This is a genomic window from Nocardioides cynanchi (genome assembly GCF_008761635.1).
Classification (GTDB): Bacteria; Actinomycetota; Actinomycetes; order Propionibacteriales; family Nocardioidaceae; genus Nocardioides; species Nocardioides cynanchi.
Genome location: NZ_CP044344.1, coordinates 1210285 through 1236076 on the forward strand (window position 1 = coordinate 1210285; position 25792 = coordinate 1236076).

At 72.1% G+C, this 25792-nt stretch carries 29 protein-coding genes; 14 read left to right on the forward strand and 15 right to left on the reverse strand.

Annotated elements, in window-relative coordinates; all coding sequences use genetic code 11:
* Positions 1-56 precede the first annotated feature (56 nt).
* From E3N83_RS06055 to E3N83_RS06065, 3 genes are read right to left on the reverse strand one after another with little or no spacing between them, the layout of a single operon-like run.
* Positions 57-1031, reverse strand: coding sequence for an NAD(P)/FAD-dependent oxidoreductase (locus E3N83_RS06055; RefSeq protein ID WP_238343091.1), 975 nt, complete (start codon positions 1029-1031; stop codon positions 57-59).
* A gap of 23 nt (positions 1032-1054) precedes the next feature.
* The gene (locus E3N83_RS06060) at positions 1055-1558 is read right to left on the reverse strand and encodes a hypothetical protein (RefSeq protein WP_151082442.1); all 504 of its coding nucleotides are present in this window, start codon (positions 1556-1558) and stop codon (positions 1055-1057) included.
* Positions 1555-2061 carry a nuclear transport factor 2 family protein gene (locus E3N83_RS06065; protein WP_151082443.1) on the reverse strand — a complete coding sequence of 169 codons (507 nt, stop codon included), beginning with the start codon at positions 2059-2061 and terminating at the stop codon, positions 1555-1557. Before E3N83_RS06065 ends, E3N83_RS06060 begins: the two co-directional genes overlap by 4 nt.
* A gap of 138 nt (positions 2062-2199) precedes the next feature.
* On the opposite strand from E3N83_RS06065, the gene E3N83_RS06070 reads away from it, so the two are divergent.
* Genes E3N83_RS06070 through E3N83_RS06080 form a run of 3 tightly spaced genes read left to right on the forward strand, consistent with a single transcriptional unit; the run spans position 2200 to position 4318 of the window.
* The gene (locus tag E3N83_RS06070) at positions 2200-2895 is read left to right on the forward strand and encodes an ion channel (RefSeq protein WP_238343092.1); all 696 of its coding nucleotides are present in this window, start codon (positions 2200-2202) and stop codon (positions 2893-2895) included.
* Positions 2896-2921: 26 nt separating this feature from the next.
* The gene (locus tag E3N83_RS06075) at positions 2922-3737 is read left to right on the forward strand and encodes a serine hydrolase (protein WP_151082444.1); all 816 of its coding nucleotides are present in this window, start codon (positions 2922-2924) and stop codon (positions 3735-3737) included.
* Positions 3734-4318 carry a DUF1707 SHOCT-like domain-containing protein gene (locus E3N83_RS06080; protein WP_202879334.1) on the forward strand — a complete coding sequence of 195 codons (585 nt, stop codon included), beginning with the start codon at positions 3734-3736 and terminating at the stop codon, positions 4316-4318. The genes E3N83_RS06075 and E3N83_RS06080 overlap by 4 nt, the downstream gene beginning before the upstream one ends.
* A gap of 70 nt (positions 4319-4388) precedes the next feature.
* Here the strand turns inward: E3N83_RS06080 and E3N83_RS06085 are convergent, their stop codons facing one another.
* The 4 genes from E3N83_RS06085 to E3N83_RS06100 all read right to left on the reverse strand — a co-directional run bounded on the left by E3N83_RS06085 (position 4389) and on the right by E3N83_RS06100 (position 8515).
* Positions 4389-4751, reverse strand: a complete 363-nt coding sequence (locus E3N83_RS06085) for an MmcQ/YjbR family DNA-binding protein (protein ID WP_151082445.1) — start codon at positions 4749-4751, stop codon at positions 4389-4391.
* Positions 4752-4769: 18 nt separating this feature from the next.
* A complete protein-coding gene (locus E3N83_RS06090; RefSeq protein WP_151082446.1) occupies positions 4770-5858 on the reverse strand; it encodes a beta propeller repeat protein in 1089 nt (362 codons plus the stop codon).
* Positions 5859-5894: 36 nt separating this feature from the next.
* Positions 5895-8027, reverse strand: coding sequence for an excinuclease ABC subunit UvrB (gene uvrB / locus E3N83_RS06095; RefSeq protein WP_151082447.1), 2133 nt, complete (start codon positions 8025-8027; stop codon positions 5895-5897).
* A 68-nt stretch (positions 8028-8095) separates the two neighbouring features.
* On the reverse strand, positions 8096-8515 hold the full coding sequence (locus E3N83_RS06100) for a hypothetical protein (RefSeq protein ID WP_151082448.1): 420 nt from the start codon (positions 8513-8515) through the stop codon (positions 8096-8098).
* An 81-nt stretch (positions 8516-8596) separates the two neighbouring features.
* Between E3N83_RS06100 and E3N83_RS06105 the strand changes: the two genes are divergently transcribed.
* Positions 8597-9133, forward strand: a complete 537-nt coding sequence (locus E3N83_RS06105; protein ID WP_151082449.1) for a hypothetical protein — start codon at positions 8597-8599, stop codon at positions 9131-9133.
* On the opposite strand, the gene E3N83_RS06110 is transcribed toward E3N83_RS06105, so the two are convergent.
* Positions 9130-9462 carry a hypothetical protein gene (locus E3N83_RS06110; RefSeq protein WP_151082450.1) on the reverse strand — a complete coding sequence of 111 codons (333 nt, stop codon included), beginning with the start codon at positions 9460-9462 and terminating at the stop codon, positions 9130-9132. The genes E3N83_RS06105 and E3N83_RS06110 overlap by 4 nt on opposite strands.
* A gap of 72 nt (positions 9463-9534) precedes the next feature.
* Here E3N83_RS06110 and E3N83_RS06115 point away from each other — a divergent pair, with 72 nt between their 5' ends.
* The gene (locus tag E3N83_RS06115) at positions 9535-10794 is read left to right on the forward strand and encodes a phospholipase D-like domain-containing protein (RefSeq protein WP_238343093.1); all 1260 of its coding nucleotides are present in this window, start codon (positions 9535-9537) and stop codon (positions 10792-10794) included.
* A 21-nt stretch (positions 10795-10815) separates the two neighbouring features.
* Here E3N83_RS06115 and E3N83_RS06120 read toward each other — a convergent pair whose 3' ends face one another.
* The gene (locus E3N83_RS06120) at positions 10816-11754 is read right to left on the reverse strand and encodes an SCP2 sterol-binding domain-containing protein (RefSeq protein ID WP_151082451.1); all 939 of its coding nucleotides are present in this window, start codon (positions 11752-11754) and stop codon (positions 10816-10818) included.
* A 58-nt stretch (positions 11755-11812) separates the two neighbouring features.
* On the reverse strand, positions 11813-12721 hold the full coding sequence (locus tag E3N83_RS06125; RefSeq protein ID WP_151082452.1) for a DNA-3-methyladenine glycosylase family protein: 909 nt from the start codon (positions 12719-12721) through the stop codon (positions 11813-11815).
* Positions 12722-12800: 79 nt separating this feature from the next.
* Between E3N83_RS06125 and E3N83_RS06130 the strand changes: the two genes are divergently transcribed.
* The 3 genes from E3N83_RS06130 to E3N83_RS06140 are packed head-to-tail and all read left to right on the forward strand — an operon-like array spanning position 12801 to position 15650.
* Positions 12801-13655: a tryptophan 2,3-dioxygenase gene (locus tag E3N83_RS06130; RefSeq protein WP_151082453.1), complete on the forward strand. Its 855-nt coding sequence runs from the start codon at positions 12801-12803 to the stop codon at positions 13653-13655.
* Positions 13656-13698: 43 nt separating this feature from the next.
* Entirely contained in the window at positions 13699-15255 is a 1557-nt protein-coding gene (locus E3N83_RS06135) for an ATP-dependent DNA ligase (RefSeq protein ID WP_151082454.1), read from the forward strand.
* The gene (locus E3N83_RS06140; protein ID WP_151082455.1) at positions 15252-15650 is read left to right on the forward strand and encodes a hypothetical protein; all 399 of its coding nucleotides are present in this window, start codon (positions 15252-15254) and stop codon (positions 15648-15650) included. Before E3N83_RS06135 ends, E3N83_RS06140 begins: the two co-directional genes overlap by 4 nt.
* Positions 15651-15657: 7 nt before the next feature.
* On the opposite strand, the gene E3N83_RS06145 is transcribed toward E3N83_RS06140, so the two are convergent.
* Positions 15658-15867: a hypothetical protein gene (locus E3N83_RS06145; protein ID WP_151082456.1), complete on the reverse strand. Its 210-nt coding sequence runs from the start codon at positions 15865-15867 to the stop codon at positions 15658-15660.
* 77 nt (positions 15868-15944) lie between these two features.
* On the opposite strand from E3N83_RS06145, the gene E3N83_RS06150 reads away from it, so the two are divergent.
* On the forward strand, positions 15945-16511 hold the full coding sequence (locus E3N83_RS06150) for a TerD family protein (RefSeq protein WP_191907978.1): 567 nt from the start codon (positions 15945-15947) through the stop codon (positions 16509-16511).
* A 56-nt stretch (positions 16512-16567) separates the two neighbouring features.
* Positions 16568-17239 carry a TetR/AcrR family transcriptional regulator gene (locus E3N83_RS06155; protein WP_151082458.1) on the forward strand — a complete coding sequence of 224 codons (672 nt, stop codon included), beginning with the start codon at positions 16568-16570 and terminating at the stop codon, positions 17237-17239.
* 28 nt (positions 17240-17267) lie between these two features.
* On the opposite strand, the gene E3N83_RS06160 is transcribed toward E3N83_RS06155, so the two are convergent.
* On the reverse strand, positions 17268-18548 hold the full coding sequence (locus E3N83_RS06160) for an acetyl-CoA C-acetyltransferase (RefSeq protein ID WP_151082459.1): 1281 nt from the start codon (positions 18546-18548) through the stop codon (positions 17268-17270).
* Between the two features lie 138 nt (positions 18549-18686).
* Between E3N83_RS06160 and E3N83_RS06165 the strand changes: the two genes are divergently transcribed.
* Positions 18687-20018 (forward strand): 3-oxoacyl-ACP reductase, encoded by a 1332-nt coding sequence (locus E3N83_RS06165; protein WP_151082460.1) that lies wholly within the window; start codon positions 18687-18689, stop codon positions 20016-20018.
* Positions 20018-20974 carry a MaoC/PaaZ C-terminal domain-containing protein gene (locus E3N83_RS06170; RefSeq protein ID WP_151082461.1) on the forward strand — a complete coding sequence of 319 codons (957 nt, stop codon included), beginning with the start codon at positions 20018-20020 and terminating at the stop codon, positions 20972-20974. The genes E3N83_RS06165 and E3N83_RS06170 overlap by 1 nt, the downstream gene beginning before the upstream one ends.
* 37 nt (positions 20975-21011) lie before the next feature.
* Here E3N83_RS06170 and E3N83_RS06175 read toward each other — a convergent pair whose 3' ends face one another.
* From E3N83_RS06175 to E3N83_RS06185, 3 genes are all read right to left on the reverse strand, one after another.
* Positions 21012-21890, reverse strand: coding sequence for an acyl-CoA thioesterase (locus E3N83_RS06175; protein ID WP_151082462.1), 879 nt, complete (start codon positions 21888-21890; stop codon positions 21012-21014).
* Positions 21890-22816 (reverse strand): proteasome assembly chaperone family protein, encoded by a 927-nt coding sequence (locus E3N83_RS06180; RefSeq protein WP_238343094.1) that lies wholly within the window; start codon positions 22814-22816, stop codon positions 21890-21892. Before E3N83_RS06180 ends, E3N83_RS06175 begins: the two co-directional genes overlap by 1 nt.
* 90 nt (positions 22817-22906) lie before the next feature.
* Positions 22907-23926 carry a methyltransferase gene (locus E3N83_RS06185; RefSeq protein ID WP_151082463.1) on the reverse strand — a complete coding sequence of 340 codons (1020 nt, stop codon included), beginning with the start codon at positions 23924-23926 and terminating at the stop codon, positions 22907-22909.
* A 156-nt stretch (positions 23927-24082) separates the two neighbouring features.
* On the opposite strand from E3N83_RS06185, the gene E3N83_RS06190 reads away from it, so the two are divergent.
* Positions 24083-24622, forward strand: coding sequence for a SigE family RNA polymerase sigma factor (locus E3N83_RS06190; protein WP_151082464.1), 540 nt, complete (start codon positions 24083-24085; stop codon positions 24620-24622).
* Positions 24619-25788 (forward strand): hypothetical protein, encoded by a 1170-nt coding sequence (locus tag E3N83_RS06195; RefSeq protein WP_151082465.1) that lies wholly within the window; start codon positions 24619-24621, stop codon positions 25786-25788. The genes E3N83_RS06190 and E3N83_RS06195 overlap by 4 nt, the downstream gene beginning before the upstream one ends.
* Positions 25789-25792 lie beyond the last annotated feature (4 nt).

Genomic DNA, 25792 nt, shown 5'->3' on the forward strand with positions numbered 1-25792 from the left:
GGAGGTTGCTACCGACCGGTAGGGGACGAGCCTAACCGGGCCTCAGGAGGCTCGGATCAGGTGCCCTCGCTGGAGTGACCGGGGAACACGTGCGCACTGGGATCGACCACGACGGCGGCGTTGTTGACCGCGGTCGCCGCCTCGCCGAAGCCGACCGCGATCAGCCGGACCTTGCCGGGGTACTCGGTGATGTCGCCGGCGGCGAAGACCCGCTCGAGGTTGGTGCGCATCGCCGCGTTCACCACCACATGGCGCTTCTGCACCTCGATCCCCCAGTGCTGGAGCGGTCCGAGGTCCGCGACGAAGCCGAGGGCGGCCACCACGGCCTGCGCCGGGCGGCGTACCGGCTCCTGGCCGTCGACGGTGATCTCCACCTCGGCGACGGTGGGCTCTCCGAACATCCCCGTGACCTGCGCCTTGGTGATGATGTCGACGTCGAGGTCACGCACCTGCTGGACCGACCGCTCGTGGGCGCGGAAGGCGTCGCGCCGGTGCACCAGCGCCACCGACCGGGCGATCGGCTCGAGGTGGATCGCCCAGTCGAACGCCGAGTCGCCGCCGCCGACGATCACGACGTCCTTGCCGGCGTACGGCGCGAAGCTGGGCACGAAGAACTCCATGCCCCGCCCGAGCCACCCGTCCCCGGCCGGCAGCGGGCGCGGACTGAACTTGCCGATGCCCGCGGTGATCAGCGCCGCCTTGGCGGTCACCGTGGTGCCGTCGTCGAGGGAGACCGTCACGTCGTCGTCGGTGTGCTCCAGCCCGGTGGCGGTGCGGTCGAGGAGGTACTCCGGCTGGGCGGTGTTCGCCTGCTCGACCAGGCCCTCGACGAGGTCGCGGCCCTTGACCGACGGGAAGCCGGCGACGTCGAGGATCTGCTTCTCGGGGTACATCGCGGTGATCTGCCCGCCCAGCTCCGGCAGCGAGTCGACCACGGCCACCCGCAGCTGGCGGAAGCCCGCGTAGTAGGCGGCGTACAGGCCGGTGGGACCGGCCCCGATGATCACCAGGTCCACGTCGAGGTGTGCCACGTCGTTCCTTCCATCAGGGATGTTCATCGGGTCTGCACGTTGGCCACGAGCCAGCCACGGTCGGTGTGGACCATGGTGACCAGCGCCCGCCGGGCGTCGTACGACGGGGGGTTGCCGCCGCTGGTCGTGCGCTGGTCGAGGAAGAGCAGCACGAGCAGCCGGTCGGACGTCGCGCTCACGACCCCGGAGGCTGCCACCTTGGTGCTGGTGCTCGTGCGCGAGGCCACCATCCGGGCACGCACCGGGGCGGCGCTGCTGCGGTACTGCGCGGCGAAGGTGTCGGTCATCAGCCCGCTGACCTGGGTCAGGTGGGAGTCGTACGAGCGCCAGGACGTCGTGAAGATCCGGGCGGCGTCGAGGGCCGCCGTCTGGGTCGCGGTGCTGGCCGCGATGTCGCCGATCACGACCGGGCGCTCGGCCGACGCGGTCGGCGCCGGTACCCCCCAGAGGTACCACGCCTCGGCCGCCAGGGCCGTGACCGGCACCAGCAGGGCGGCCGCCAGCACCGGGGTCAGCCGGCCGCTCACGAGGTGCCCCCGACGAACTGGACGTTGGAGGTCAGCCAGCGGCCGTCCTCGGCGACCAGGCTGAGCCGGAGCCGGTAGCTCCGCTCCACGGGCCGGCCACCGGTGCGGTCGTTGGCGACGGTGCCGGCCGTCGCGACGATCACCGTCGCGTTGGTCGGGTCGACCTGGACCACACCGGACCAGACGACGTGGCCCACCATCGAGGAGCGGTGGCGTTGCAGCACCCGGACCACGCGCCCCGACGCGCTCGCGTAGTGGGCGCGGAAGCTGCCGGTGGCGCCGGCCGCGACCGCTCCCACCGTCTGCTCGGCCCGGTCGTAGCGGAGGTTGACGAAGGCGGTCGCCTCGGCGTTCGCGGCGGCCAGCACCGCGCCGTACCGCTCCTGGGCGACGCGGGCGTCGAGGCGGTCCTGGTGGGTGCGGCGGACGAGGGCGGCACCGAGCACGGCCAGCACCACGAGCAGTGCGAGGAGCCCGGCCAGCCATCGGTTGGTGACGCTCACGACGGCACGCCGCAACCGCCAGCCGCGACCTCCACGGAGTCCCTCCCAGGCTCAATCGATCACCCGCCGTCCGCATCGTACGGCGCGGTGCCCCCGCGCCGACGCGCTCGCCACGCGGCGGTTGCCTACGATGCCGGTGTGGCTGTCCAGAGCGTGGTCCGCGGGCCCGGGCTCGGCACGCTGCGGCGCAACCCCTCCGCAGTGCTCCTCGCGGCTCAGCTGCTGTCGATCCTGGCCTACCCCTTCCTGGACTCCTCGACCGCCGGGCGCGCCGCGATCGGGGTCTTCGGCCTGGTCGTGGTGGCCGCGGCCCTGTGGGCGGTGCGGAGCACACCGGCACTCACCTGGGTGGCCCTGCTCCTCGGCGGGCCGGCCATGGTGCTCACCGTGCTCGAGGCGACCTCGCCCGACAACCATGCCGTCGTGCTGGTCTCGGCGCTCTTCCACGCGCCGTTCTACTTCTTCATCTCCTACGGCATGATCCGCTACGTCTTCGCCGACGAGCGGGTCAGCTCCGACGAGATCTACGCGACCGGCGCCGCGTTCACGGTGGTGGCCTGGGGCTTCGCCTACGTCTACGCCGCTGCCCAGGTGGTCTGGCCGGGCTCGTTCACCGGCTCCGGCGGCGTGGGCGACCGTAGCTGGTTCGAGCTGTTGTTCCTGTCGTTCACCACCCTGACCAGCACCGGCCTCTCCGACGTGACACCGGTGCTCGGGCACGCCCGGTCGCTGTCGATGGTCGAGCAGGTGACCGGCGTCTTCTACATCGCGTTCGTGGTCGCCCGGATGGTGGCCCTGACCGTGGCTCGTCGCCGGCCCGAGGACGCGACCTGAGCGGGTCTGCGGCGCTCCCGGAGGCGTTGGAGGCGGCCGTCACCGGCGTACGACGCGGGTCGGGCACGGTGTCCGTGGTGCTGCGGGTCTCGGGTGAGGAGGCCCCACGGCTGGCGATCGATCCGGAGGCGCAGCACTACGCCGCCAGCACGATGAAGCTCCCGGTGCTCGTCGCCGCCCTGCGCCGGGCCGAGCGGGGTGAGCTCGACCTCGACCGGCGGGTGGTGGTGCACGACGACTTCGACTCCGTGGTGCCGGGCCAGCGCTTCACGATGGACCCCGACCAGGACTCCGACCCCGAGACCTGGGCGGCCCTCGGCGACGCCGTGGCCCTGCGGGACCTGGTCGGACGCATGGTCACCGTCTCCGGCAACCTCGCCACCGACCTGGTGCTCGAGCAGGTGGGCCCGGCCGAGGTCGCCACCGTGCTGGACCTGGCCGGCTGCTCGCCGGGCACCACGCTCCCCCGCGGCATCGAGGACTACCCGGCGCGCGACGCGCGCCTGGACAACCTGGTCACGGCCGACGACCTGGCCCGGGTGATGGTCGCCCTGGCCGAGGGCCGGCTGGCCGGGCCGGCCGCCACTGCGGAGTGCGAGCGGGTCCTGCGCGCCCAGACCTACCGCGGCGGCATCCCCGCCGGCCTGCCGCCCCGCCTGGTCATCGGCAACAAGACCGGCTGGATCGACGGCGTCAACCACGACGTCGCGCTGGTCCGGGCTGCCGGTCTGCCGCCGGTCGGCCTGGCCGTGCTGGTCTCCGCGCCGGGCACCCCGGAGGAGCGTGAGGCCGGGATCGCCCGGGTCGCGGCTGCGGCGTGGGACCTTACGATGTCCCGGTGAGCGCGGGGAGCATCTGGCGGGAGTTCGAGCACGACCCGCGCGACCCGTCGTACGCCGGCATGCGGGCCTCCGACCGCGACCGTGCCGTCGTCAACGACCTCCTGGCCTCGGCGTACGCGGACGGCCGCCTGGACCGCGACGAGCTCGACGAACGGTCCGGCGCGGTCAGCTCGGCCAAGACCTACGCCGAGCTGCTGCCGCCGATCCGCGACCTCACCGCCGACGCGGTGCCGGCCCGCTTCGCCACGGTCGCCCCGACCGACGTACGACGCAGCGCGGAGGTCTACTTCGCCGGCCAGCGGCGGGACGCGCTGATGGGGTTCCTGGTGCCCAACCTGATCTGCTGGGCGATCTGGCTCATGACCGGTCACAGCGGCTTCCTCTGGCCGCTCTTCGTCGCCATCCCGACCGGGATCAACCTGCTGCGGGTGCTGGCGAGCCGGCAGGAGATCGTCGAGAAGCGGGTCGAGAAGCTCCAGCGCCGCCAGGCCAAGGCCCTCGAGACCCCCGAGGCGCAGCAGTCCGGACCGATCGTCGGCGAGGCGGAGCGGTCGCCGGTGCGCGAGACCGACGACGACTGATCCGGGCCGCAGGACGCTGGCGGTGAGCCAGGACCGGTCTCGAGCCCGCGAAACGGTCCCAGCTCACCGCTCAGGCGTCCCAGCCGTCGGGGCGGAGCTTCTGCGGGAGCTTCTCGACGACCAGCCGGTAGGACTCGTCGACCGCCTCGAGCAGCTCGTCGTCGGGGATGCCCTCGAAGGCCAGGTCGTTCCAGCCGGAGCGACCGATGTAGGCCATCGTGGTCGCGCGGCCGGGGTAGCGGTGCAGCCACTCGTCGGCCACCTCACGGGTGGTCGCGGCCTTGATGCCGACCCCGGAGCCGCCGAGGAAGGCGAAGATCTTGCCGCGCTCCCCCGGCCCCACCTTGAACACCGGGTGCTCGTGCCCCCAGGGGTTGTCGGCCCAGGCGCCGGGCTTGGCCGCGCAGTACGCCGTCATCCGGGTCACGTCCATCAGGAGATTGTCGCGCACTCAGCGCTGCCGGCCCGGGGCCGGCAGCGGGGACCAGGTCCGGCCCTGGTCGGTGGTCACCCTGAGCACCGGCTGGATGAAGCGACGGTCGGGGGTCGTCAGGGCGACCAGACGGCCGTGCGCACTGCTGAGCGAGACGGGCCGGATGCCGGGCACCACGTCGACGGGGCGGCCGGGCCGGGCCCGGAGCAGCTGACCCGGGCCGGTGGAGACGAACGCCGTTCCCGAGGGCAGCACCACCGCACTCAGCGCCTCGACCACGCCCGAGGGTGCCGGCTCGGTGCGCCAGGTGCGACCGGCGTCGTCGGAGACCGCCAGCCCGGCCACGCCGGTGGCGTCGATGCCGTTGCCCAGAGCCCGGCCCAAGACGACGACGACGTGGTCACCGGCTCCGACCACGACGTCCGCCACCTGCCCCAGCGGCCAGGCCCCGGTCGTCCACCGATGCCCGGCCAGCGTGGCCCAGACCGGGGACCCGTCGGCGCTGCCCGCGACGACCAGTGCCCCGGAGGCGGTGACGTAGCCGCCGGACGGATGCGCCAGCGGCGGCTTGGGTACGTCGTACGCGCGACCTGTCGACGGCCGGTACACCACCAGCCGGGCTCCGCGACGCACCAGCACGTCTCCCGGTCGCGGGCGCTCCGACACATCGGACACGGCCAGCGGGTGGGCGACGGCATCGACCCCGATCCGGACCAGGTCCATCCCGTGCCGACCCCTCGACGAGACGATCCACCCGTGGGTCAGTGCGGCCTGCACGAAGCTCGCGGTGGGTGCCCCCCGGACCGCGACCTCCCCCGTGGCGGTCCGGACCGCGAACGCCTGGCGCGGGTGCCGGCCCGAGCCGGCCGACCAGATGCCGAGCAGGTCGCCCCGGGCATCGGCGGCCCAGCTGTAGAGGTGCGAGCCTGGCGCCGCGACCACGGAACGCGCGGACCGCTCACGGCCCGAGCCGGGCTCGGCGCTCGGCTGGTCGGGCCGCAGGTTCGCGGGCGGTGCGGGGTGCCGCACGGCAGAGCCGGGTGTGCCGGGATGGCAGCCACCCAGGACCAGGAGCAGCAGCACAGCGGGAAGCGCTCGTGACCTCACGGTCCTGAGACCCGTCAGACGGTCAGTTGGTTGCGCTCACTTCGTCGCCTCCATCATCTGACGGAGCTCCTTCTTGAGGTCGTTGACCTCGTCGCGCAGCCGGGCGGCGAGCTCGAACTGGAGCTCGCCCGCGGCTGCCTTCATCTGGTCGGTGAGCTCCTGGATCAGTGAGGCGAGCTCGGCCGACGGCAGGCCGGCGAGGTCCTTGGCGTGGCCGCTGGAGTTCAGCTGGCCCAGCGCCGGCACCGGCTGGCCGACCTTGAGCTTGACGCCACCCGCGCGACCCTTGGCCTCGGTGCCGGCCCAGGTCTGGAGCAGGGCCTGGGTGTCCTCACCCTCGCGGGCCAGCATCTCGGTGATGTCGGCGATCTTCTTGCGCAGCGGCATCGGGTCGACGCCGCGCTCCTTGTTGTAGGCGACCTGCTTGGCCCGGCGCCGGTTGGTCTCGTCGATCGCCGAGGCCATGGACGGCGTGATCTTGTCGGCGTACATGTGCACCTGGCCCGACACGTTGCGCGCCGCGCGGCCGATGGTCTGGATCAACGACTTGTCGGAGCGCAGGAAGCCCTCCTTGTCGGCGTCGAGGATCGACACCAGCGACACCTCGGGCAGGTCGAGGCCCTCGCGGAGGAGGTTGATGCCGACCAGGACGTCGTAGTCGCCCAGGCGCAGGTCGCGCAGCAGCTCGATCCGCTTGAGGGTGTCGACCTCGGAGTGGAGGTAGCGGGTGCGAACGCCGGCGTCGAGCAGGTAGTCGGTGAGGTCCTCGGACATCTTCTTGGTCAAGGTGGTGACCAGGATCCGCTCGTTCTTCTCAGTGCGGACCCGGATCTCGTGGATCAGGTCGTCGATCTGGCCCTTGGTCGGCTTCACCACGACCTCGGGGTCGATCAGCCCGGTCGGCCGGATGATCTGCTCGACCACGTCACCGCCGACCTTGTCGAGCTCGTAGTTGCCCGGGGTCGCGGAGAGGTAGATCGTCTGGCCGATCCGCTCCAGGAACTCCTCCCACTTCAGCGGGCGGTTGTCCATCGCGCTGGGCAGCCGGAAGCCGTGGTCGACCAGGTTGCGCTTGCGCGACATGTCGCCCTCGTACATCCCCCCGACCTGCGGCACCGCGACGTGGGACTCGTCGATGACGAGGAGGAAGTCCTCCGGGAAGTAGTCGAGCAGGCAGTTGGGCGCGCTGCCGGGGCTCCGGCCGTCGATGTGCATCGAGTAGTTCTCGATGCCGGCGCAGGACCCGACCTGCCGCATCATCTCCACGTCGTACGTCGTGCGCATCCGCAGGCGCTGTGCCTCCAGCAGCTTGCCCTGCTGCTCGAACGTGGCGAGCCGATCCTCGAGCTCGGTCTCGATGCCGCGGATCGCCCGCTCCATGCGCTGCGGGCCCGCGACGTAGTGGGTGGCCGGGAAGACGTAGAGCTCCGGGTCGTCGGTGATCACCTCGCCGGTCACCGGGTGCAGCGTCATCAGCCGCTCGACCTCGTCTCCGAAGAACTCCACCCGGACCGCGTGCTCCTCGTAGACCGGGAAGATCTCCAGGGTGTCGCCGCGCACGCGGAAGGTGCCGCGGGTGAAGGTCATGTCGTTGCGGGTGTACTGGATCTCGACCAGCCGGCGCAGGATCGTGTCGCGGTCGTGGGTCTCGCCGACCTTGAGCCGGAGCATCCGGTCGACGTACTCCTGCGGGGTGCCGAGGCCGTAGATGCAGGAGACCGTCGACACCACGATCACGTCGCGCCGGGTGAGCAGCGAGTTGGTCGCGGAGTGCCGCAGCCGCTCGACCTCCTCGTTGATCGAGGAGTCCTTCTCGATGTAGGTGTCGGTCTGGGGGACGTAGGCCTCGGGCTGGTAGTAGTCGTAGTAGGAGACGAAGTACTCGATCGCGTTGTTGGGGAACAGCTGGCGCAGCTCGTTGGCGAACTGCGCGGCCAGCGTCTTGTTGGGCTGGAGCACCAGCATCGGCCGCTGCACCTGCTCGGCCACCCACGCGATCGAGGCCGTCTTGCCGGTGCCGGTCGCGCCGAGCAGGACGACGTCCTGCTCACCGCCCTTGACCCGGCGCACGATCTCCTCGATCGCGGCCGGCTGGTCGCCCGAGGGCGTGTAGTCCGAGATCACCTCGAACGGCGCCACCCGGCGCTCCAGGTCGGTCACTGGTCGCATGCGGCCAGCCTACGGGCGGCCACCGACAGCCCGGGGTTCGTGGCCCGGCACCGGCCGAATCGCGGTCCTCAGCGGAGCGGGACGAACGCGCTGTTCGCGGTCGTGCTGCGTCGCCGCCGGCTCTGGACCTGCCTCCTGCTCCTCGCCCTCGTCGATGGGGTCGCGATCCGGGGGTCCGGATCGTCGCTCCTCGGTGCCGTGGTCTTCGCCCCGGGCTGGACCGCCCTCGTCGCCGGAGCCACGCTGGCGCTCCTGTACGCCGTCACCCGGTCGTGGAACCACCAGGCGCCGTACCGGTCCCCGGCACGCGTCGCCCGGAGCAGCACCGGACCCTCCCAGGACGTGTGCCCGGCCGCCCAGGGATGGGGCCCGTGCGGATGGTCGTGGAAGGTGAACGGCGTCCCGGGACGCAGGAGCGTGACCAGCTCGTGCCCGTCGTCGGCGACGACGGTCTCCGGGTGGGTCAGCCAGTCCTGCCCGTGCAGCACTCGTGGAGGACGATCGTCGACCCCGGCTCGCAGATCCGGTCACCGTAGCGATCGGAGGGCATCCGTGCTCCAATGCCGCGCATGGACGACCTCGGCGCGACCAACCGCTGGACCGCCGACCGGTCGTCGGCACGGAGCGCGGCCACGGCGCTGCTGGTCCAGGAGCTGCGCCGCGGCCGCATCCTCGTCCTCGGCGGTGTGCTCACCGTGGGGCTGATGCTGGCGCTGCTGACCGCCGGTCGAACCGACGAGGACCACGACCCGCTCCTCGCGCTCCTCTTCTCGGTGGCACTGATCGGCGCGCTCGTCCTGTGTGCCGTCGGCTTCGCCCACTGGCAGCGACTGCGGGTGATGCACCGGCAGCTGCCTTGCGGGCTCGAGTTCGAGTCGCAGTTCGGTCCGGACTTCGTGGTGGTCCGACGGCAGTGGTCGGAGTCCACGCTCGCGTTCGACGGGTTCTCCGACGTCCACGTCGTGCACGGCTGGGTGCTGCTGCGCAACCGGCAGACCCGGGTGCAGGCGATGCTCCCCCAGGAGCTGTTCCCGCCCCACGACCTGGCCCGCTTGCGCGTGGTGATCGCGGGGTACCAGCCGCGCGAGGCGGAGGCGGAGGACTAGCCGCGACGACGGCTGGCCGTGGCCGCGCCGCGGCTCCCGCCGAGGACGCTGCCGAAGACGAACGAGGCGCCGAGGACGAAGCCGGTGTCGTACCAGCCGCCGTTGTTGTGCACCTCGTAGATGCCCACGCTGCTGTTGAACCACGAGATGATCAGGCTGACCGGCAGGATGAAGCCGTGCCACAGGCCGGGCCAGAAGCCCGCCAGGTCCTGCCCCGTGCCGGCCACGTCGTTGCTGCCGGCACACCCCGTGAGCACCACCAGCAGGGCCACGGTCAGGGCGGCCACGGCCGGTCGGCGGAGCGAGCGCCAGGGTTTCGGTTCGGTCATGTGTCCATCAGATCGCCGTCCCGGTCCGCCGACCAGATCGGAAGGTCCCGGCCTTGTGGGTAGCGTGGCGCCGTGCACACCCCCACCGCGAGCGATCGCTGGATCACCGCGGCTCGCCGTACCGCGGTCGGGGTGGCCGCGGCGCCGTTCGCGCTGGCGACCGCGATGACGCTGGTCGACTCCTACCGCCGGCGGGGCAAGCGCCGCGCGGTCTCGTTCCCCACCGACCCGCCTGCCACCGTGCCGGTCGGCGACGGCGACGTCACGACGTACACGTTCGGCACCGACCTGTACGACGACATGCTCGCGGCCATCGACGGCGCCCGGCGCCAGGTCCTGTTCGAGACCTACATCTGGAAGGGCGACACCACCGGGCAGCGGTTCAAGACCGCTCTGGAGGCCGCTGCGGAGCGGGGGGTCGAGGTCTACTGCATCTACGACAGCTTCGCCAACCTCGTGGTGTCGCCGAGGTTCAAGCGCTTCCCACCGACGATCAAGGTGCTGCGCTACCCCGTGTACGCCGCGGGGTGGCGGCCGTTCGACCTGCGCCGCTACGGCCGCGACCACCGCAAGATCCTGGTGGTCGACGACGCGGTCGGCTTCCTCGGCGGCTACAACATCGGTGACGCCTACGCGACCGAGTGGCGCGACACCCACGTCCGGATCACCGGGCCAGGGGTCTGGGACCTCAAGCGGGCGTTCGCCGACTTCTGGAACCTCAACCGGCGGCGCAGGATCCGGGCCAGCGAGCGGCCCTTGCTGCTCGAGACGGCCTCCACCTGGGAGCCCACGATCCGGATCCACCGCAACGTGCCGCGGCTGTGGATGTTCCCGATCCGGTCGATGTACCTCGAGGCGTTCGCCCGGGCCAGCCGCAACATCTGGATGACCACGGCCTACTTCCTGCCCGACCAGGACTTCGTCGACGCGCTGACCCAGGCCGCCGAGCGTGGGGTCGACGTCCGTCTCCTGATCCCGGCCAAGTCCAACCACGTGGTCGCCGACTGGATCTCGCGCGGCTACTTCTCGCAGCTGCTGCGGTCCGGCGTGCGGATCCTGCGCTACCGCGACGCCATGGTGCACGCCAAGACCGCCACCATCGACGGCCGGTGGGCGACCGTCGGCACCGCGAACGTCGACCGGCTGAGCCTCCAGGGCAACTTCGAGATCAACGTGGAGATCATCGACCCGGGCCTCGCCTCGGCGCTCGAGGACGTCTTCCGGCTCGACGAGTCCAACTCCCTAGAGCTGACCCGGTCCGAGTGGGAGGCGCGCGACATCTACCGCCGCTTCACCGAGTTCGTGCTCAACCCGCTGCGCCCGCTGCTGTAGCCGCCGCCCGACCGCTGAGCCTCAGGGGGCGTGCGGGATGTCGATGATCGAGCTCAGCTGGAGTGCCTTGGCCTTGTCGCCCTTGACCTTGAGCCGTCCCTTGAGCACCCCCAGCACCGGGTTGAGGTGACCGGTGGCCAACCGCAGGTAGTCGTGACCCTCGCAGGTGATCGTGGCGTCACGCTCGCCGCCGGCGTCGCCGGTCTCGACCGTGGCCACGCCCTCGTGCACGCGGACGACGTACCGCTCGATCTCGCCGCTCGGGTTGCCCAGCAGCCGGAACCCGATGGTCAGGTCGACCCCCCTGGCCTTGCGCTCGTTCACGAACTCCGGCAGCCGCCGGAAGATCTCATCGAGCACCACGTGCCGGAAGCCCGAGCGCATCACGCTGCGCAGGTGAGCAGCAGGCACGCTGCCCAGCGCGGTCGCGACGTCGACGGGGTCCAGCAGCCGCGGGTCGACCGCCACCCGGCCGGTGCCCGGAACCCGGAAGATGCCGCCGATCCCGAGGGCGAGGTCGGCGTCGCCCTCGATGTCGAGGTGACCGGCGAGGTAGAGGAGGCCGGCGTTGGCCTCACCGCTGACCAGCCGGAGGAACCGCACGAGGCTCGTGGTCATCACCACGTCGACGGGCAGGTCGGCCCCCAGGTGCGGCCGCGGGGTCATCGCGCCGTTCACGAACTCCAGACCGTGCCGCTCCAGCACCTGCCGCCCCCGCACCAGGTCGAACCGGACGACGCCGTGCAGGCCGGCCAGTCGCTCGGGTACGGCGTACTCGTGCAGGCGCTCGACGATGCCCTCGACCGCGGCGGTGCGGACCTCGTCGCGGCCGACGAGGGCGAGCAGGACGTCGTCGGCGGTGGCATGGAGCGCGGCCACGAGGTCCTCGGGACCGACCGTCGCGAAGAAACGCCGGGCTGCGGACTCGTCGGCGTCGCGGAGTCCCACCAGAGCGGTCAACGCCGGCCCGCCTCTCCTCGCTCGACCGGAGCCGAGATCTGTAACTCGGAGTTACACCTTATCCGGCGGGCAGGTGGGTGCGCGGCGCCATCCGGGGGCCATGTCGCGGCCGACCGCCGGCCAGGCCGTGGATCAGGAGCACGGCGCGGTTGCGCTGCGGCCGCCACGGCTCGAGGAACTCGCGGAGCTGGTCGTCGTCGAAGGCCTCGCCGGTCACGGCCCAGCCGATGTCCTTGGCGACGTGGTAGTCGCCGAAGCTGACGGCGTCGGGGTCGCCGAACGCCCGGGACCGGACCTCGGCCGACGTCCACTCCCCCACCCCGGGCAGGCTGCGCAGCCTGGTGTCGGCGTCGTCAGGGGTCAGCCGCTCGAGGCTGTCGGCCACGGCGGCCGCGCGCACGAGGGTCCGCGAGCGGGCCGGGTCGACGTGCATCCTCAGCCACTCCCAGGACGGGACCAGCCGGATCGTCGCGGCGTCGGGCTGGACCCGGAGCCGCAGGTCGCCACCCGGGCCGGGTGCCGGCTCGCCGTACCGCCTGACCAGGGCCCGGAAGCCGGCGAAGGCCTCCTGGCCGGTCACCTTCTGCTCGAGGATCGCCGGCACCAGCGCCTCCCAGAGCCGATGGGTGGCCCCGAAGCGCACCCGGCGTCGGCGCCAGGCCTCGGCGACCAGGGGGTGCCGGTCGGCGTCGAAGCCGGTGTCGTCGTCGTCGGCCCCGAGCAGGGCGGGGACGTGCTCGAGCGCCCACTCCGCGCCCGGGCCCCACGCCCGGGCCAGGACGTCCGCGTCGGCTGTCCGCGCCGCGATCCGCAGGGTGACCGGCCCGGCCGGGGTGCGGATGCCGCGCCACACCTCACCACCCTCGGACCGGTAGGTCGGGTCGCCGGGCCCGCGCCGGAGCGGGCCGAGCAGCGCGGCGACCGAGAGCGGGAACCCGGGTCGCCACACCCGCTCTCCGGACTCCACGCGGTCAGGCTAGTCGGCGAGGCCGACATCCCGGCCGGACCGGGACCGCAGCCGTCGCGGCGCGACTAGGGTCGGCACCGTGAGCGACTCCAGCAACCAACGCGGGCTCGAGGAGGGCATCGAGCGCGACTTCAGCCGCCAGATGTCGTACGGCGACTACCTCCGGCTCGACCTGCTGCTGTCAGCGCAGCGTCCGCTGAGCGACCCGCCCCAGCACGACGAGCTGCTCTTCATCATCCAGCACCAGACCTCCGAGCTATGGCTGAAGCTGCTGGTCCACGAGCTCCGCTCGGCGAGGGCACTGCTGGCCACCGACGACCTCTCGCCCGCGCTGAAACGGCTGGCCCGGGTCAAGCACGTCCAGCACGTGCTCACCGACCAGTGGTCGGTGCTGGCGACCCTGACCCCGTCGGAGTACGCCCTGATCCGCCCCTTCCTGGCGACCTCGTCGGGCTTCCAGTCGGCGCAGTACCGCGAGGTCGAGTTCCTGCTCGGCAACAAGAGCGCCGACATGGTCAAGGTCTTCTCCCACGACCCCGAGGCGCACGCAGCACTGACCACGCTGCTCTTCCAGCCGTCGCTGTACGACGAGCTCCTGGCCTACCTGTCGCGCCAGGGGTACGCCGTACCGGAGGAGTCGCTGCACCGCGACTGGTCCCGGCCCTACGTCTCGCAGCCGGCCCTGGTCGACATGTTCGCGGGGGTCTACGCCGCGCCCGAGGAGCACTGGGGCGTCTACGAGACCTGCGAGGAGCTGGTCGACGTCGAGGACAACTTCCAGGAGTGGCGGTTCCGGCACCTCCAGGTCGTGCAGCGCACGATCGGCCACAAGCAGGGCACCGGCGGCTCGTCCGGCGTCGACTTCCTGCGCCGGGCGCTCGACCTGACCTTCTTCCCCGAGCTGTACGCCGTCCGGTCGCGGATCGGCGACTGACCGCTCGGAGGCCAGTGTCGGAGGCCTCCGGCAGGATGGCTCCATGCTGCTGCGCGACCTGGTCGAGACCTCGGGTGCCGTCGCCGGGACCCGCTCCCGGAAGGCCAAGGTCGCCGCGATCGCCGAGCGACTCGAGCGAGCCGGAGTCGACGAGCTGCCGGTGGTCACGGCCTACCTCGGCGGCACGATCCTCCAGCGCCGCACCGGGGTCGGCTTCCGCGGTCTCAGCGCTCTGCCTGCGCCGGCCTCCGACCCGACCCTGACCGCCCTGGCCGTGCACGAGACGCTCGACGAGCTCGCTGCGCTGGCCGGGCCCGGCTCCCAGGAGGCCCGGGCGTCGGGGGTCCGTGACCTGTTCGCGCGAGCCATGGCCGACGAGCAGCGCTGGCTGCGCGGGGTGATCACCGGCAACGTCCGCCAGGGTGCCCTCGACGCGCTGGTGCAGGAGGCCGTCGCGGCCGCATCCGGCGTGCGGCTGACGGCCGTGCGCCGAGCCGCGATGCTCGCGGGCGGCACGGTGCCGATCGTGGTCGCCGCGATGACCGGCGGCGAGGAGGCCCTGGCCGAGGTGGGCCTCGAGGTGGGCCGGCCGGTGCTGCCGATGCTGGCCTCCAGCGCCCCCGACGTCACGGCCGCGATGACCAAGGCGGGTGGCGGCCGGGTGGCCGTCGACGTGAAGCTCGACGGCATCCGGATCCAGGTCCACCGTCGGGGCGACGACGTGCAGATCGCGACCCGCAGCCTCGACGACATCACCGACCGGCTGCCCGAGGTGGTGGCCGTCGCGAGGTCACTGCCGGCGCGGGAGTTCGTGCTCGACGGCGAGGCCATCGCGCTCGACGATCGCGGCCGGCCGCGACCCTTCCAGGAGACCGCGTCCCGCACCGCCCAGCCCGACCGCGAGGGCGGTGTCGCGGTCACGCCGTACTTCTTCGATGTGCTCACCGTCGACGGCCGGGCACTGCTGGACGCACCGGCGACCGAGCGGCTCGCCGCCCTCGACGCCCTGGTTCCCGAGCAGCACCGGGTGCCCCGTCTCGTCACCGACGACCCCGCCGCAGCCGAGGCCTTCGCCCGCGAGGCGATCGCGGCCGGCCACGAGGGCGTGGTCGTCAAGGGCCTCGACCTCGGCTATGCCGCCGGGCGCAGGGGCTCCGGCTGGGTCAAGGTCAAGCCGGTGCACACGCTCGACCTGGTGGTGCTCGCCGTCGAGTGGGGCAGCGGGCGCCGCGAGGGCTGGCTGTCCAACATCCACCTCGGCGCCCGCGACCCGTCGGGCGACGGCGGCGCGGGCGGGTTCGTGATGCTGGGCAAGACCTTCAAGGGGATGACCGACGAGATGCTGGCCTGGCAGACCGAGCGGTTCACCGACCTCGCCCTGGAGCCGAGCGAGATCCGGGCCCACTACGTCGTGAAGGTGCGACCCGAGCAGGTCGTCGAGATCGCCTTCGACGGTCTCCAGCGGTCCACCCGCTACCCCGGAGGGCTGGCGCTGCGCTTCGCCCGCGTCGTCCGCTACCGCGACGACAAGGGGCCGGACGAGGCCGACACCATCGAGACCGTCCGCGGCCTCGCCGGCGATGCCACACTGCCCACGTGACCACCTTCGAGATGGCCCTGCGCACCGGCAACTGGGGACCCCTCCTCTACGAGCTCGCCCCGCACTCGCAGGCGGTGGTCGAGCTCGCACCCCAGGACCACCCGGGCGTCCTGGTCCGGTTCGTCGACGGGCTCCCCGCCGTGCCCCGCGAGCTCCTGGCCGACGACGTCCTCGACATCGTCGTGGTCGCCCCGAGCGGGAAGGTGTGCCTGCGGGTGACTCCGCCGGACGGGGCCGCCGAGGTGCCCCGTGGGCGTTCCGGGGAGGGATCCTGGGAGCTCCGGATCGAGTGCACGGGTCAACGGTCCCTCCACCTCTACTCGCTGACCGGTACGCCGTTCCCCACCGACGCCGAGCTGGAGGCGCTGGCAGCCTCGGTCGGCCCGACAGGCTGACCGGCGCTCAGTCGCGTGCGGCGTTCCGCTCGCGGACGTAGGCGTCGGCCCACCGCTCGAGCCGCCACACGGCGTACAGACCGACGACGATGCCGAGCGGGGTCAGCCAGAGCGAGACCGACACGATCGCATAGATCGCGCCGAGCAGCAGGAACGGCACCAGCCAGATCGGCGGCACGTCGTACCGCCGGCTCTCCCGCAGGGGCGTCGAGGCCATGACCGGAATGCTCGCACGGCCGCACGGAGGTGTCAGGTGCCCCGATAGATTCGGCGGCACGAGCGAGGAGGACGACAGTGATCGAGCTGACCAGGGGCCAGGAGCTGGCGCTGGAGACCGACGACGGGCAGCCGCTGGTCCGGCTCCAGATGGGGCTGGGCTGGGACAAGGAGCGCGGCGCCGGCTTCATCGGCACTGGCAAGCCCGACGTCGACCTCGACGCCACGGCCATCCAGTTCGCGGACGGCCGGCTCTTCGACATCGCGTTCTACAACCACCTGGAGACCCGCGACGGCTCGGTGGTCCACCTCGGTGACAACATCAGCGGCCGCGGCGAGGGCGACGACGAGCGGCTCACCGTCGACCTGGGGCGGGTCTACGCCAAGGTCGACACGATCCTCTTCCTGGTCAGCAGCTACCAGGGGCACACCCTGGACTGGATCGACAACGCCTACTGCAGGCTTCTCGACGAGCGCGACGTCGAGCTGGCGCGGCTCACTCTGACCGACGGCACCCCGCGGACCGGCCTGGCGATGGCGAAGCTGTTCCGCGACGGCGACGGGTGGCGGCTGCGCGCGATCGGCGAGGGTGTGGCGGTCACCGTGCCGACCGAGTCGCTGGACCGGCTGACCCGCTTCCTCTGAGCGACCTCGCAGCGACACGCGTGCAACTCGCAGTTGCACGGTCGTACGATGCCGCCATGCCGAGCACCGCGCAGCGCCCCAGCAGCACCGCCGTACGACGCCGGGCCCGGGAGTCGGCAATCCTGGCCGCGACCCGGACGCTGTTCGACGAGCGTGGCGTCGCCGACGCGCAGATCGAGGACATCGCCCGTGCCGTGGGGATCAACCGGGCGATCGTCTACCGGCACTTCACCGGCAAGGAGGAGCTCTTCGCCCTGGCCCTGGTGGGCTACCTCGACGAGCTCGCGGCAGCGCTCACCGACGCAGCCGCCGAGAGCACCTCACCGCCGGACCAGCTGGCGGCCCTCGTGTCGACCTTCGTGGACTACGGCGTCGCCCACCCGGCGTTCGTGGACTGCGCCCACAGCCTGATGCGACGTACGGGTCACGAGCTCTTCGACGAGATCTCCGAGGGAGCGATGCTCCGGCTCGGCCGGGCGATCGCGGCCTGCCTGGCGAGCCTGCGCCGGACCCTGGAGGCCGGCGTGTCCGCGGGCGACTTCGAGATCGACGACCCGGTCCTGCTGGCCAACACGCTGTACGCCACCGGGCTCGGTGGCCTCCAGCTCGCCCGGGTCGGCCTGGTCATCGACGAGGTGTCGCCCGGCGTACCCCAGGTCGGCCGGATCGGCGCCGAGCAGGTCAAGGCGCTGCTGCTCACCTCGGCCCTGGCCATGGCCCACGGCTGAGCCCACCGGCGAACTCTCCGGCCGAGCGTCAACGCTCGAGGATCGCGGTGACGCCCTGGCCGCCGGCGGCACAGATGGAGATCAGGGCGCGCCCGGACCCCTTCTCGGCGAGCAGCTTGGCCGCGACGTTGAGGATCCGTCCGCCGGTGGCGGCGAACGGATGGCCCGCGGCCAGCGACGAGCCGTTGACGTTGAGCTTCGACCGGTCGATCTCCCCCAGCGGCGCGTCGAGCCCGAGGCGCTCCTTGGTGAAGACCGGGTCGTCCCAGGCCTTCAGCGTGGCCAGCACCTGGGAGGCGAACGCCTCGTGGATCTCGTAGAAGTCGAAGTCCTGCAGCGTCAGGCCGTTGCGCGCCAGCAGCCGGGGTACGGCGTACGCCGGCGCCATCAGCAGCCCCTCGTTGCCGTGCACGAAGTCCACGGCCGCGGTCTCGTGGTCGACCAGGAAGGCCAGGGGCTCCAGCCCGTGCGCGGTCGCCCACTCCTCGGAGGAGAGCAGCACCGCCGACGCGCCGTCGGTCAGCGGCGTCGAGTTGCCGGCGGTCATGGTGGCGCCCTCGCCGCGGCCGAAGACCGGCTTCAGCCTCGCCAGCGACTCGACCGTGGAGTCCGGGCGAAGGTTCTGGTCGCGCTCCAGGCCCCGGAAGGGCGTGACCTGGTCGTCGAGGAACCCGGCGTCGTACGCCGCGGCGAGGTGCTGGTGCGACAGTGCGGCCAGCTCGTCCTGCTCCTCGCGACCGACGCGCCACTCCAGCGCGGTCAGGGCGGCGTGCTCGCCCATCGACAGCTTGGTCCGGGCCTCGCCGTTCTGCGGGATGGCCAGACCGATGTCCGTCGGGCGGATCCGGGCCAGCGCGGTCAGCTTCCCCTTCGTGTCGCGGGCCGCGTTGACCTTCATCAGCTTCTTGCGCAGCTTGTCGCTGATCGCGACCGGGGCGTCGGAGGTCGTGTCGGTGCCGCCCGCGATGCCGACGTCGATCGTGCCGAGGGTGATCTTGTCGGCCACGATCGCCGCGGCCTGGAGCCCGGTGCCGCAGGCCTGCTGGATGTCGGTCGCCGGGGTCTCAGGGGCCAGCTTCGAGCCGAGCACAGACTCGCGGGTCAGGTTGAAGTCGCGCGCGTGCTTGAGCACGGCTCCGGCGACGACCTCGCCGACCCGCTCCCCCTCGAGCCCGAACCGGGTGACGAGACCGTCGATGGCCGCGGTGAGCATCTCCTGGTTGGAGGCGTCGGCGTAGACGCTGTTGGAGCGGGCGAAGGGCAGGCGGTTGCCGCCGAGCACGGCGACCCGGCGGGTCTTCGGGTTCATGGCACATATCCTTGTGCCTCGGGCCGCGTCATCCAATGCAATGAGCGCCACATCACGAAATATGGACCCGGAGTTACACATCGGGTTACATGTTGGTGGCCGACCGGCCAGACCCGTGGCACGCCCAGGAGACGACCCATGACCGACCGCTACCAGGACTTCGTGTCCTCCCCCGTCGGCAGGCTGATGGTGAAGAACCTCGGTCTGCCCAACCCGGTCGAGCTCGACCGGTACGCCGCGGGGTCGCCGCTGGTCGACGGCACCGTTGTCGTCGGAGGCACGGGTCGGCTGGTGGAGTCACTGCCGGGGCTGCTCGACACCCGGGGCATCACCTCGGTGGCGGTCACCGATGGGGAGGCCCGCTACAAGGGTCTGGTCTTCGACGCCACCGGACTGACCGACCCGGGCGCCCTGGTGGCGCTCCGGGACTTCTTCGCGCCGCTGATGCGCAACGTGCAGACCTGCGCTCGCCTGGTCGTGATCGGCACCCCGCCGGAGCAGCTGAAGGGCGAGGAGCGGATCGCGCAGCGCGCCCTCGAGGGCTTCACCCGGAGCCTGGCCAAGGAGGTCGGCCGTGGCGGCACGGCCCAGCTGGTCTACGTCGCCGACGGCGCGGAGGGTGGGGTCGCCTCCACGCTCGGCTTCCTGCTCTCGCCGAAGTCGGCCTACGTCTCGGGCCAGGTGATCCGGATCGGCAACACTGCCACCGAGCCCGCCGAGGAGCCCGACTGGCAGCGCCCGCTGGCCGGCAAGGTCGCGCTGGTGACCGGCGCCGCCCGCGGCATCGGCGAGCAGATCGCCCGCGTGCTGGCGCGCGACGGCGCCACGGTCGTCGGCGTCGACGTACCCCAGGCGGCCAGCGACCTGATCACCCTGACCAAGGAGCTGGACGGCGACTACCTGACCCTCGACATCACCGCCAAGGACGCCCCGAAGCGGATCGCGCAGCACCTGTCCACCGCGCACGGCGGCGTCGACGTCGTGGTGCACAACGCCGGGATCACCCGCGACAAGCGGCTCGCCAACCTCGACGAGGCCCGCTGGAGCTCGGTGATCGACGTCAACCTCGTGGCACCCGAGCGGATCACCGCCGAGCTCCTCGCCCAGGGCCTGGTCCACGACAACGGACGGATCATCGGGGTCGCGTCGATCGCCGGGATCGCGGGCAACCTGGGCCAGACCAACTACGCCACCTCCAAGGCCGGGGTGATCGGCCTGGTGGACTCCCTGGCCGGCGAGCTCACGCACGGGATCACCGTGAACGCGGTGGCCCCCGGTTTCATCGAGACCAAGATGACCGCGGCGGTGCCGTTCGCCACCCGCGAGGTCGGACGTCGGCTCAACTCGCTGAGCCAGGGCGGCCAGCCGGTCGACGTCGCCGAGGCGATCGCGTGGTACGCCGACCCGGCCTCCACCGCGGTCAACGGCAACGTGGTGCGGGTCTGCGGCCAGATGATGCTGGGCGCCTGATGGTCTCGACAGGCTCGACCAACGAGGGGACCGGCTCGACCAACGAGGGGACCGGCTCGGCCAACGAAGCGACCGGCTCGACCACCGAGGTCCGGATCGTCCACGGCGAGCCCGGCGGCGTCACGACCCTGCTCCGGGCCGCCCTGCCGTCGATCCCGCTGGTCAACCAGCTGCCCGGGGTCCGCAGGTCCGGCGGCTTCGAGGGGCTGGCTTTCGCGCGGCCGGCGGTGACGATCGAGCGGGCGCCGGTCTCGGCGTACGCACAGGTCTGCGGCTTCCCGGTCAAGGACACGGTGCCCCTGACCTACCCCCACGTGCTGGCGTTCCCGCTGCACCTGGCGATCCTGAGCGACCCGAGCTTCCCCTTCCCGGCCGTCGGTGCCGTGCACGTCGCCAACGTCATCACCGCACACCGGCCGGTCGCGATCGGCGAGACGGTCACGGTGACCGTGCGGGCCGACGAGGTGCGACCGCATCCCAAGGGCCGCACCGTCGACGTGGTCGCGCGCATCGACGCCGGGGGCGAGGTGGTCTGGGAGAGCACGTCGACCTACCTCCGCCGCGGCCGCGGGGACTCCGAGGCGCACGTGCCGGACGGCCCGACGGACGTACCGACCGGCCGGGTCACCTGGCCGCTCCCGGCCGACCTCGGTCGCCGCTACGCCGGGGTGTCGGGAGACCACAACCCGATCCATCTCTACCCGTTGACCGCCAAGGCGCTGGGCTTCCCGCGCCAGATCGCGCACGGCATGTGGAGCCTGGCCCGCTGCGTCGCGGCCGTGGAGAACCGGCTGCCCGACGCGGTGACCGTCGAGGCCGCGTTCAAGAAGCCGATCCTGCTGCCCGGCTCGGTGGGGTTCGGGGTGGAGCCCGGGTCCGACGGCGGCCTCGCCTTCGCGCTGACCTCACCGAAGGACGGCGCCCCGCACCTCGTCGGCCGCACCCGCTCCGCCTGACCACCGGGACGTCATACGTACGGGTTGTCGCGCGGGGTCAGCGGGTACGACGCCTGATCAGGCCCTCCTGGGCCACCGTCGCGACCAGCCGGCCGTCCTGGGTGAACACCCGCGCCAGGGACAGCCCGCGTCCACCGCTGGCCGAGGGCGACCACTGGTCGTAGAGCCACCACTCGTCGGCCCGGAACGGCCGGTGGAACCAGATCGTGTGGTCCAGCGACGCCGGCATCAGCTCCGGCGAGCCGATCTCGACGTCGTGCGGCACGAGCGAGGCGCCGAGCAGGGTCAGGTCGCTGGCGTAGGTGAAGGCCGCCACGTGCAGGTGCAGGTCGTCGCCGAGGTCTCCGTCGACCCGGATCCAGACCTGGGCCCGGGCCGGACGCTCGGCGTCCTCGCCGAGGTGGGTGTGTCCAGGATGCTGACTGTTGCCGAGGTACCTGGTGTCGAGCGCCGCCCACTCCTTGGCGAACTCCGCGGCGGCCCGGTCGTCGCCGGTCCGCAGCGCGGCGATCTGGGCGAAGGTGAGACCGCCGTCGGGGCCGGGCACCTCGGGCATCACGTCCTGGTGCTCGAAGCCCTCCTCGGGGCGCTGGAAGTTGGCGGTCAGGTAGAAGATCGGGTGCCCGTGCTGCCGGGCCACCACCCGGCGGGTCTCGAACGACCGACCGTCCCGGATCCGCTCCGCGTCGTAGATGATCGGCACCGTCGTGTCGCCGGGGCGCAGGAAGTAGGAGTGCAGCGAGTGCACGTCGAGGCCCGGCTCGGAGGTGCGGATCGCGGCGATCAGGGCCTGCGCGGCCACCTGGCCGCCGAAGACGCGCTGCCGGTCGGTGTCGGGGCTCCGCCCCCGGAACAGATCGGTGTCGAGGCGCTCGATGTCGAGGAGCTCGACGAGCTCCCCGGCGGACGACGGCATCAGACCTCGCCGTCGGGCGAGTCGAGGCCGGCCAGGAACTGCTCGAACTGCTGGCCGATCTCCTCCCCCGTCGGCAGCGGCTCGTCCGGGGCGAGCAGGCTGTTGCCCTCCTGCTCGGCGAGGGCGAAGGAGTCGTACTGCTGCTCCAGCGCCTGGACGATCTCGGCCACCTCGGGGTTGTTCGAGAGGTAGCTGTCCACCTCGACACCGCGGGTGTGCGCCAGCTCGCGGAGCTCGGTGAGGTCGATCGTCAGCCGCGCGGCGCGCTCGACATGCTCGAGCAGCTCCACCGAGGCCTGCGGGTAGTCCAGCTGCGCGAGGTAGTGGGGGATGTGCGCGACGAAGCCCATCGCCCCGTGACCCCACTCCCCGAGCCGCAGCTCGAGCAGCGCCTGCGCACTGGAGGGGATCTGCAGCTCGCCCCGCCACGGGCTCTCGCCCGAGAGCAGCTCGGGGCTGTTGGCATGGTGGGTCACCGCGATCGGGCGGGTGTGCGGCACCGCCATCGGCACCGCGCCCATGCTGACCACGTGGGACACGCCCAGGTGCTCGACCACGCGGCGGACGGCCAGGGCGAACGCCTCCCACCGGTTGTCGGGCTCGGGACCGTGGAGCAAGAGGTACGGCGTGTCCCCGGCGTCGGCCAGGAGCCGCACCACGAGGCGCGGGGCGTCGTACTGCTCGTAGTGGTCGCGGACGAAGGACATCGCCGGGCGCCGGGCCCGGTAGTCGTGGAACTCGTCGACCTCGAAGGTCGCGACGACCCGCCCGCCCCCGGACCGCTCCACGAGGTGCTGGGCCGCGTGCGCGGCGGCGTTCCCGGCGTCCAGGAAGCCGTCGAGGACCATCACCATCGGCACGCCGGAACCGTCGGCGAGCTCGGGGACGTCGTCGACGATGTGGACCAGGCGCTCGGGATCGGGCACGGGTGACCTTTCGGGATCGGGGACCTGTCTCAGCGTCCCAGACCACCAGCCTATTCCGGCGGCCGGTCGGTCCGGCCCGTCAACGGGCCGTCAGCGGGTCGTCTCGATCACGTTCCACGACGTCTCCGCGTCCGGCACGGAGCCGGGTGGGAAGCCGGCCGCCACCAGGAGCGCGTCGTACTCCGGCTTCGTGCGCTCGCGCGCCCCGAACATCACCAGCATGTGCAGGTCGACGAAGTGCAGGTCGCGGGTGTCCTCGAACGAGCGGGGCGCGTCGAGCAGCTTCTCGACCACGACCAGCCGGGCACCCTCGGACATCGCGGCGCGGACAGTGGCCAGGATCGCGACGCACTCCGCGTCGTCCCAGTCGTGCAGCACGTTGGAGATCACGTAGAGGTCGGCCCCGGCCGGCACCGAGTCGAAGAAGTCGGCCGCCACACCGTGGGCCCGGGCGCCCAGGCCCGCCTCGGCGAAGGCCACCTCCGCCTCGGCGGCGACCTCGGGTCGGTCGGCGACGACGCCGGACAGGTCCGGGCCGGCCTCCAGGATCCCGGCCAGCATCGCCCCCCGGCCGCCACCCACGTCGACCACCGTCCGCACCCCCGTGAGGTCGACGCCGGCCAGGATCGCCTCGATCTGGCCGGCCGCCCGGCGCGCCATCGCCCGGTTGAACAGGGCCTCGGCCTCGGGATGCCGGCTGAGGTGCTCCCAGGAGGGCATCCCGTTGACGGCCTCGAAGACCGACGAGCCGGTGCGGACGGCGTCCTCGAGCCGGGTCCAGGACGCGACGTTGGGCAGCCAGCTCTGCATCAGGACCAGGTTGCGCACCCCGCTGGGGTGGTCCTCCCGCAGGGTGGCCCCGGTCGCGCTGTTCGCGTACGCGCCGTCGCCGTGGCCGTCGCGCTCCAGCAGACCCAGGTCGGTGAGGGCCACCAGCAGCCGGGCCGTCGCGTGCGGGTCGCTGCCCAGGGCCGCCGCGAGGTCCGGCGCGGTCCGCGGCTGGTCGAGCTGGTCGAAGACGCCGAGTCCGCAGGCCGCCCGGAGTGTCATCGCCACCCAGGTACCGCGGGCCATCCACAGCACCGTGTCGACTGGTTGCAGGTCCGCCATGGTCGCTCCTCCGCTGGTCCGTTCCCGTGAGCGTCCCACCTGGAGGCGCCCGCGTCAGTACCGTTTCCCGGGGTCCCTGCTCGCGACGAACCATTTCGGGTGGCCAGGTCGTCTGGGAGGGTGACGGGGCACCTGCCCCGCGGATCGGAGAAGTCGGTGAGCACTCGGGACCGAGCGGCGTTCGCGGAGTTCGCTGCGGCGCGGGCCAGGTCGCTGCACCGGGCGGCGTACCTGATGGTCGGCGACCCCCAGCTGGCCCAGGACCTCGTCCAGGAGGCGCTGACCAAGACGTACGTCGCGTGGCCCCGGCTGCGGGACCCGCACAACGCCGAGGCCTACTGCCGCAAGGCGATCACCACCACCGCGATCTCGTGGTTCCGCCGCAAGGGCTGGAACAACGAGCGACCCACCGAGACCCTGCCCGAGGGAGCCCTCGCGGGCCACGACGGCGGCGTCGCCCAGCGGGACGAGATCTGGCGAGCGCTCCAGTCGCTGCCACCACGGCAACGCGCGGCGCTGGTGCTCCGGTACTTCGACGACCTGACCGAGGCCCAGACGGCCGACGCCATGGGCTGCGCCGTCGGCACGGTCAAGAGCCAGGTCTCCGCCGGACTGGCCAAGCTCCGTACCCGGCTCGGCGACGACCTCGAGCTGCTCCCCCACGACGATTCGACCGAAGAGATGGTGACCCGATGACCGGACAGCTGCGCACCACGATGCACACCCGGGCCGACGCGCTGGACCGCCTCGACCTCGACCTGGACGCCATCGTCCGCGACGGCAACCGCCGCCTGCGGCGGCGCCGTACCGCGCTGGTCGCCGGCGGCGCCGCCCTCGCCCTCGTCACCGCCGGGACCGCCTTCGGCCTCCACGGCCGGGGAACCACCGCCGAGCCGATGCCGGCCGACCAGCCCACCAAGGCGTTGACCTATGCCGTCGGCAGCGTCATCCACACCGGCGACGGGACGATCGACGTCGGACGGAAGGTCGAGTCCATGGTCCAGACGGCTCGCGGCTTCGTCTTCTCCGATCCCGATCTGAACGTCTACGAGGAGACGAACGGCGACGTCCAGCAGATCGGGCACCTCGCGCATGCGCGGAGCAGGCTCCTCGCCGGCGACGACGGGCTGGTCGCGACCTGGTACGACGGCCACCTGATCCATCTCTGGCCCGCCGCCTCCGCCGAGGGCAACCGCAACACCATCGACCCCAGGTCGACCGCACCCAACGGCGTGAACCCCTCTCAGCCGGGTCAGCCCGACCCCTACGTCGAGGCCTTGTCGGACGGACACCTGTGGCTCTGGGACGGTCAGGGCACGAAGGTGGTCGAGGTCCGGCCGACCCCGAGCACCGCCTTCTGGCCGGACCAGGGTCTGTCGGAGCCCGGCACCGTCCAGGACGCTGCCGGAGACCGGATCCTGGTCCGGGTCGGCAACGGGCTCGCCGTGGTGAAGGCCAACCTCCGTCCACTGGACGCCGCCGGCCTCGCTGGCTGGGCGGCAGGAACCGATCTCACCGGCGTCGCGGCCCAGGTCCCGGACGTCTCCAGCGGCGACCTCGCACCCGACGGGGCACACTGGTTCACCCAGGACGCCGACCAGTTCGCGGTGTTCGCCTCCGCGACCGGGAAGCGGCAGGACGTCGCGTTCAAGGACCTCGGCTTCCAGTTCGCTGCGCCGTACCAGTGGCTGGACAGCGACACGATCGCGGCCCTGGCCCTCCCGAAGGCCACGAACGATCCGCAGCCGATCTCGCTGCTGACCTGCCACGTGTCGACGAACGACTGCGTGGTCACCGCCCGCGACATCGGCGACAACACCCAGGTGGCGGTCCCGGTCGGGGAGTCGCTCCGGCAGCAGTGACGCC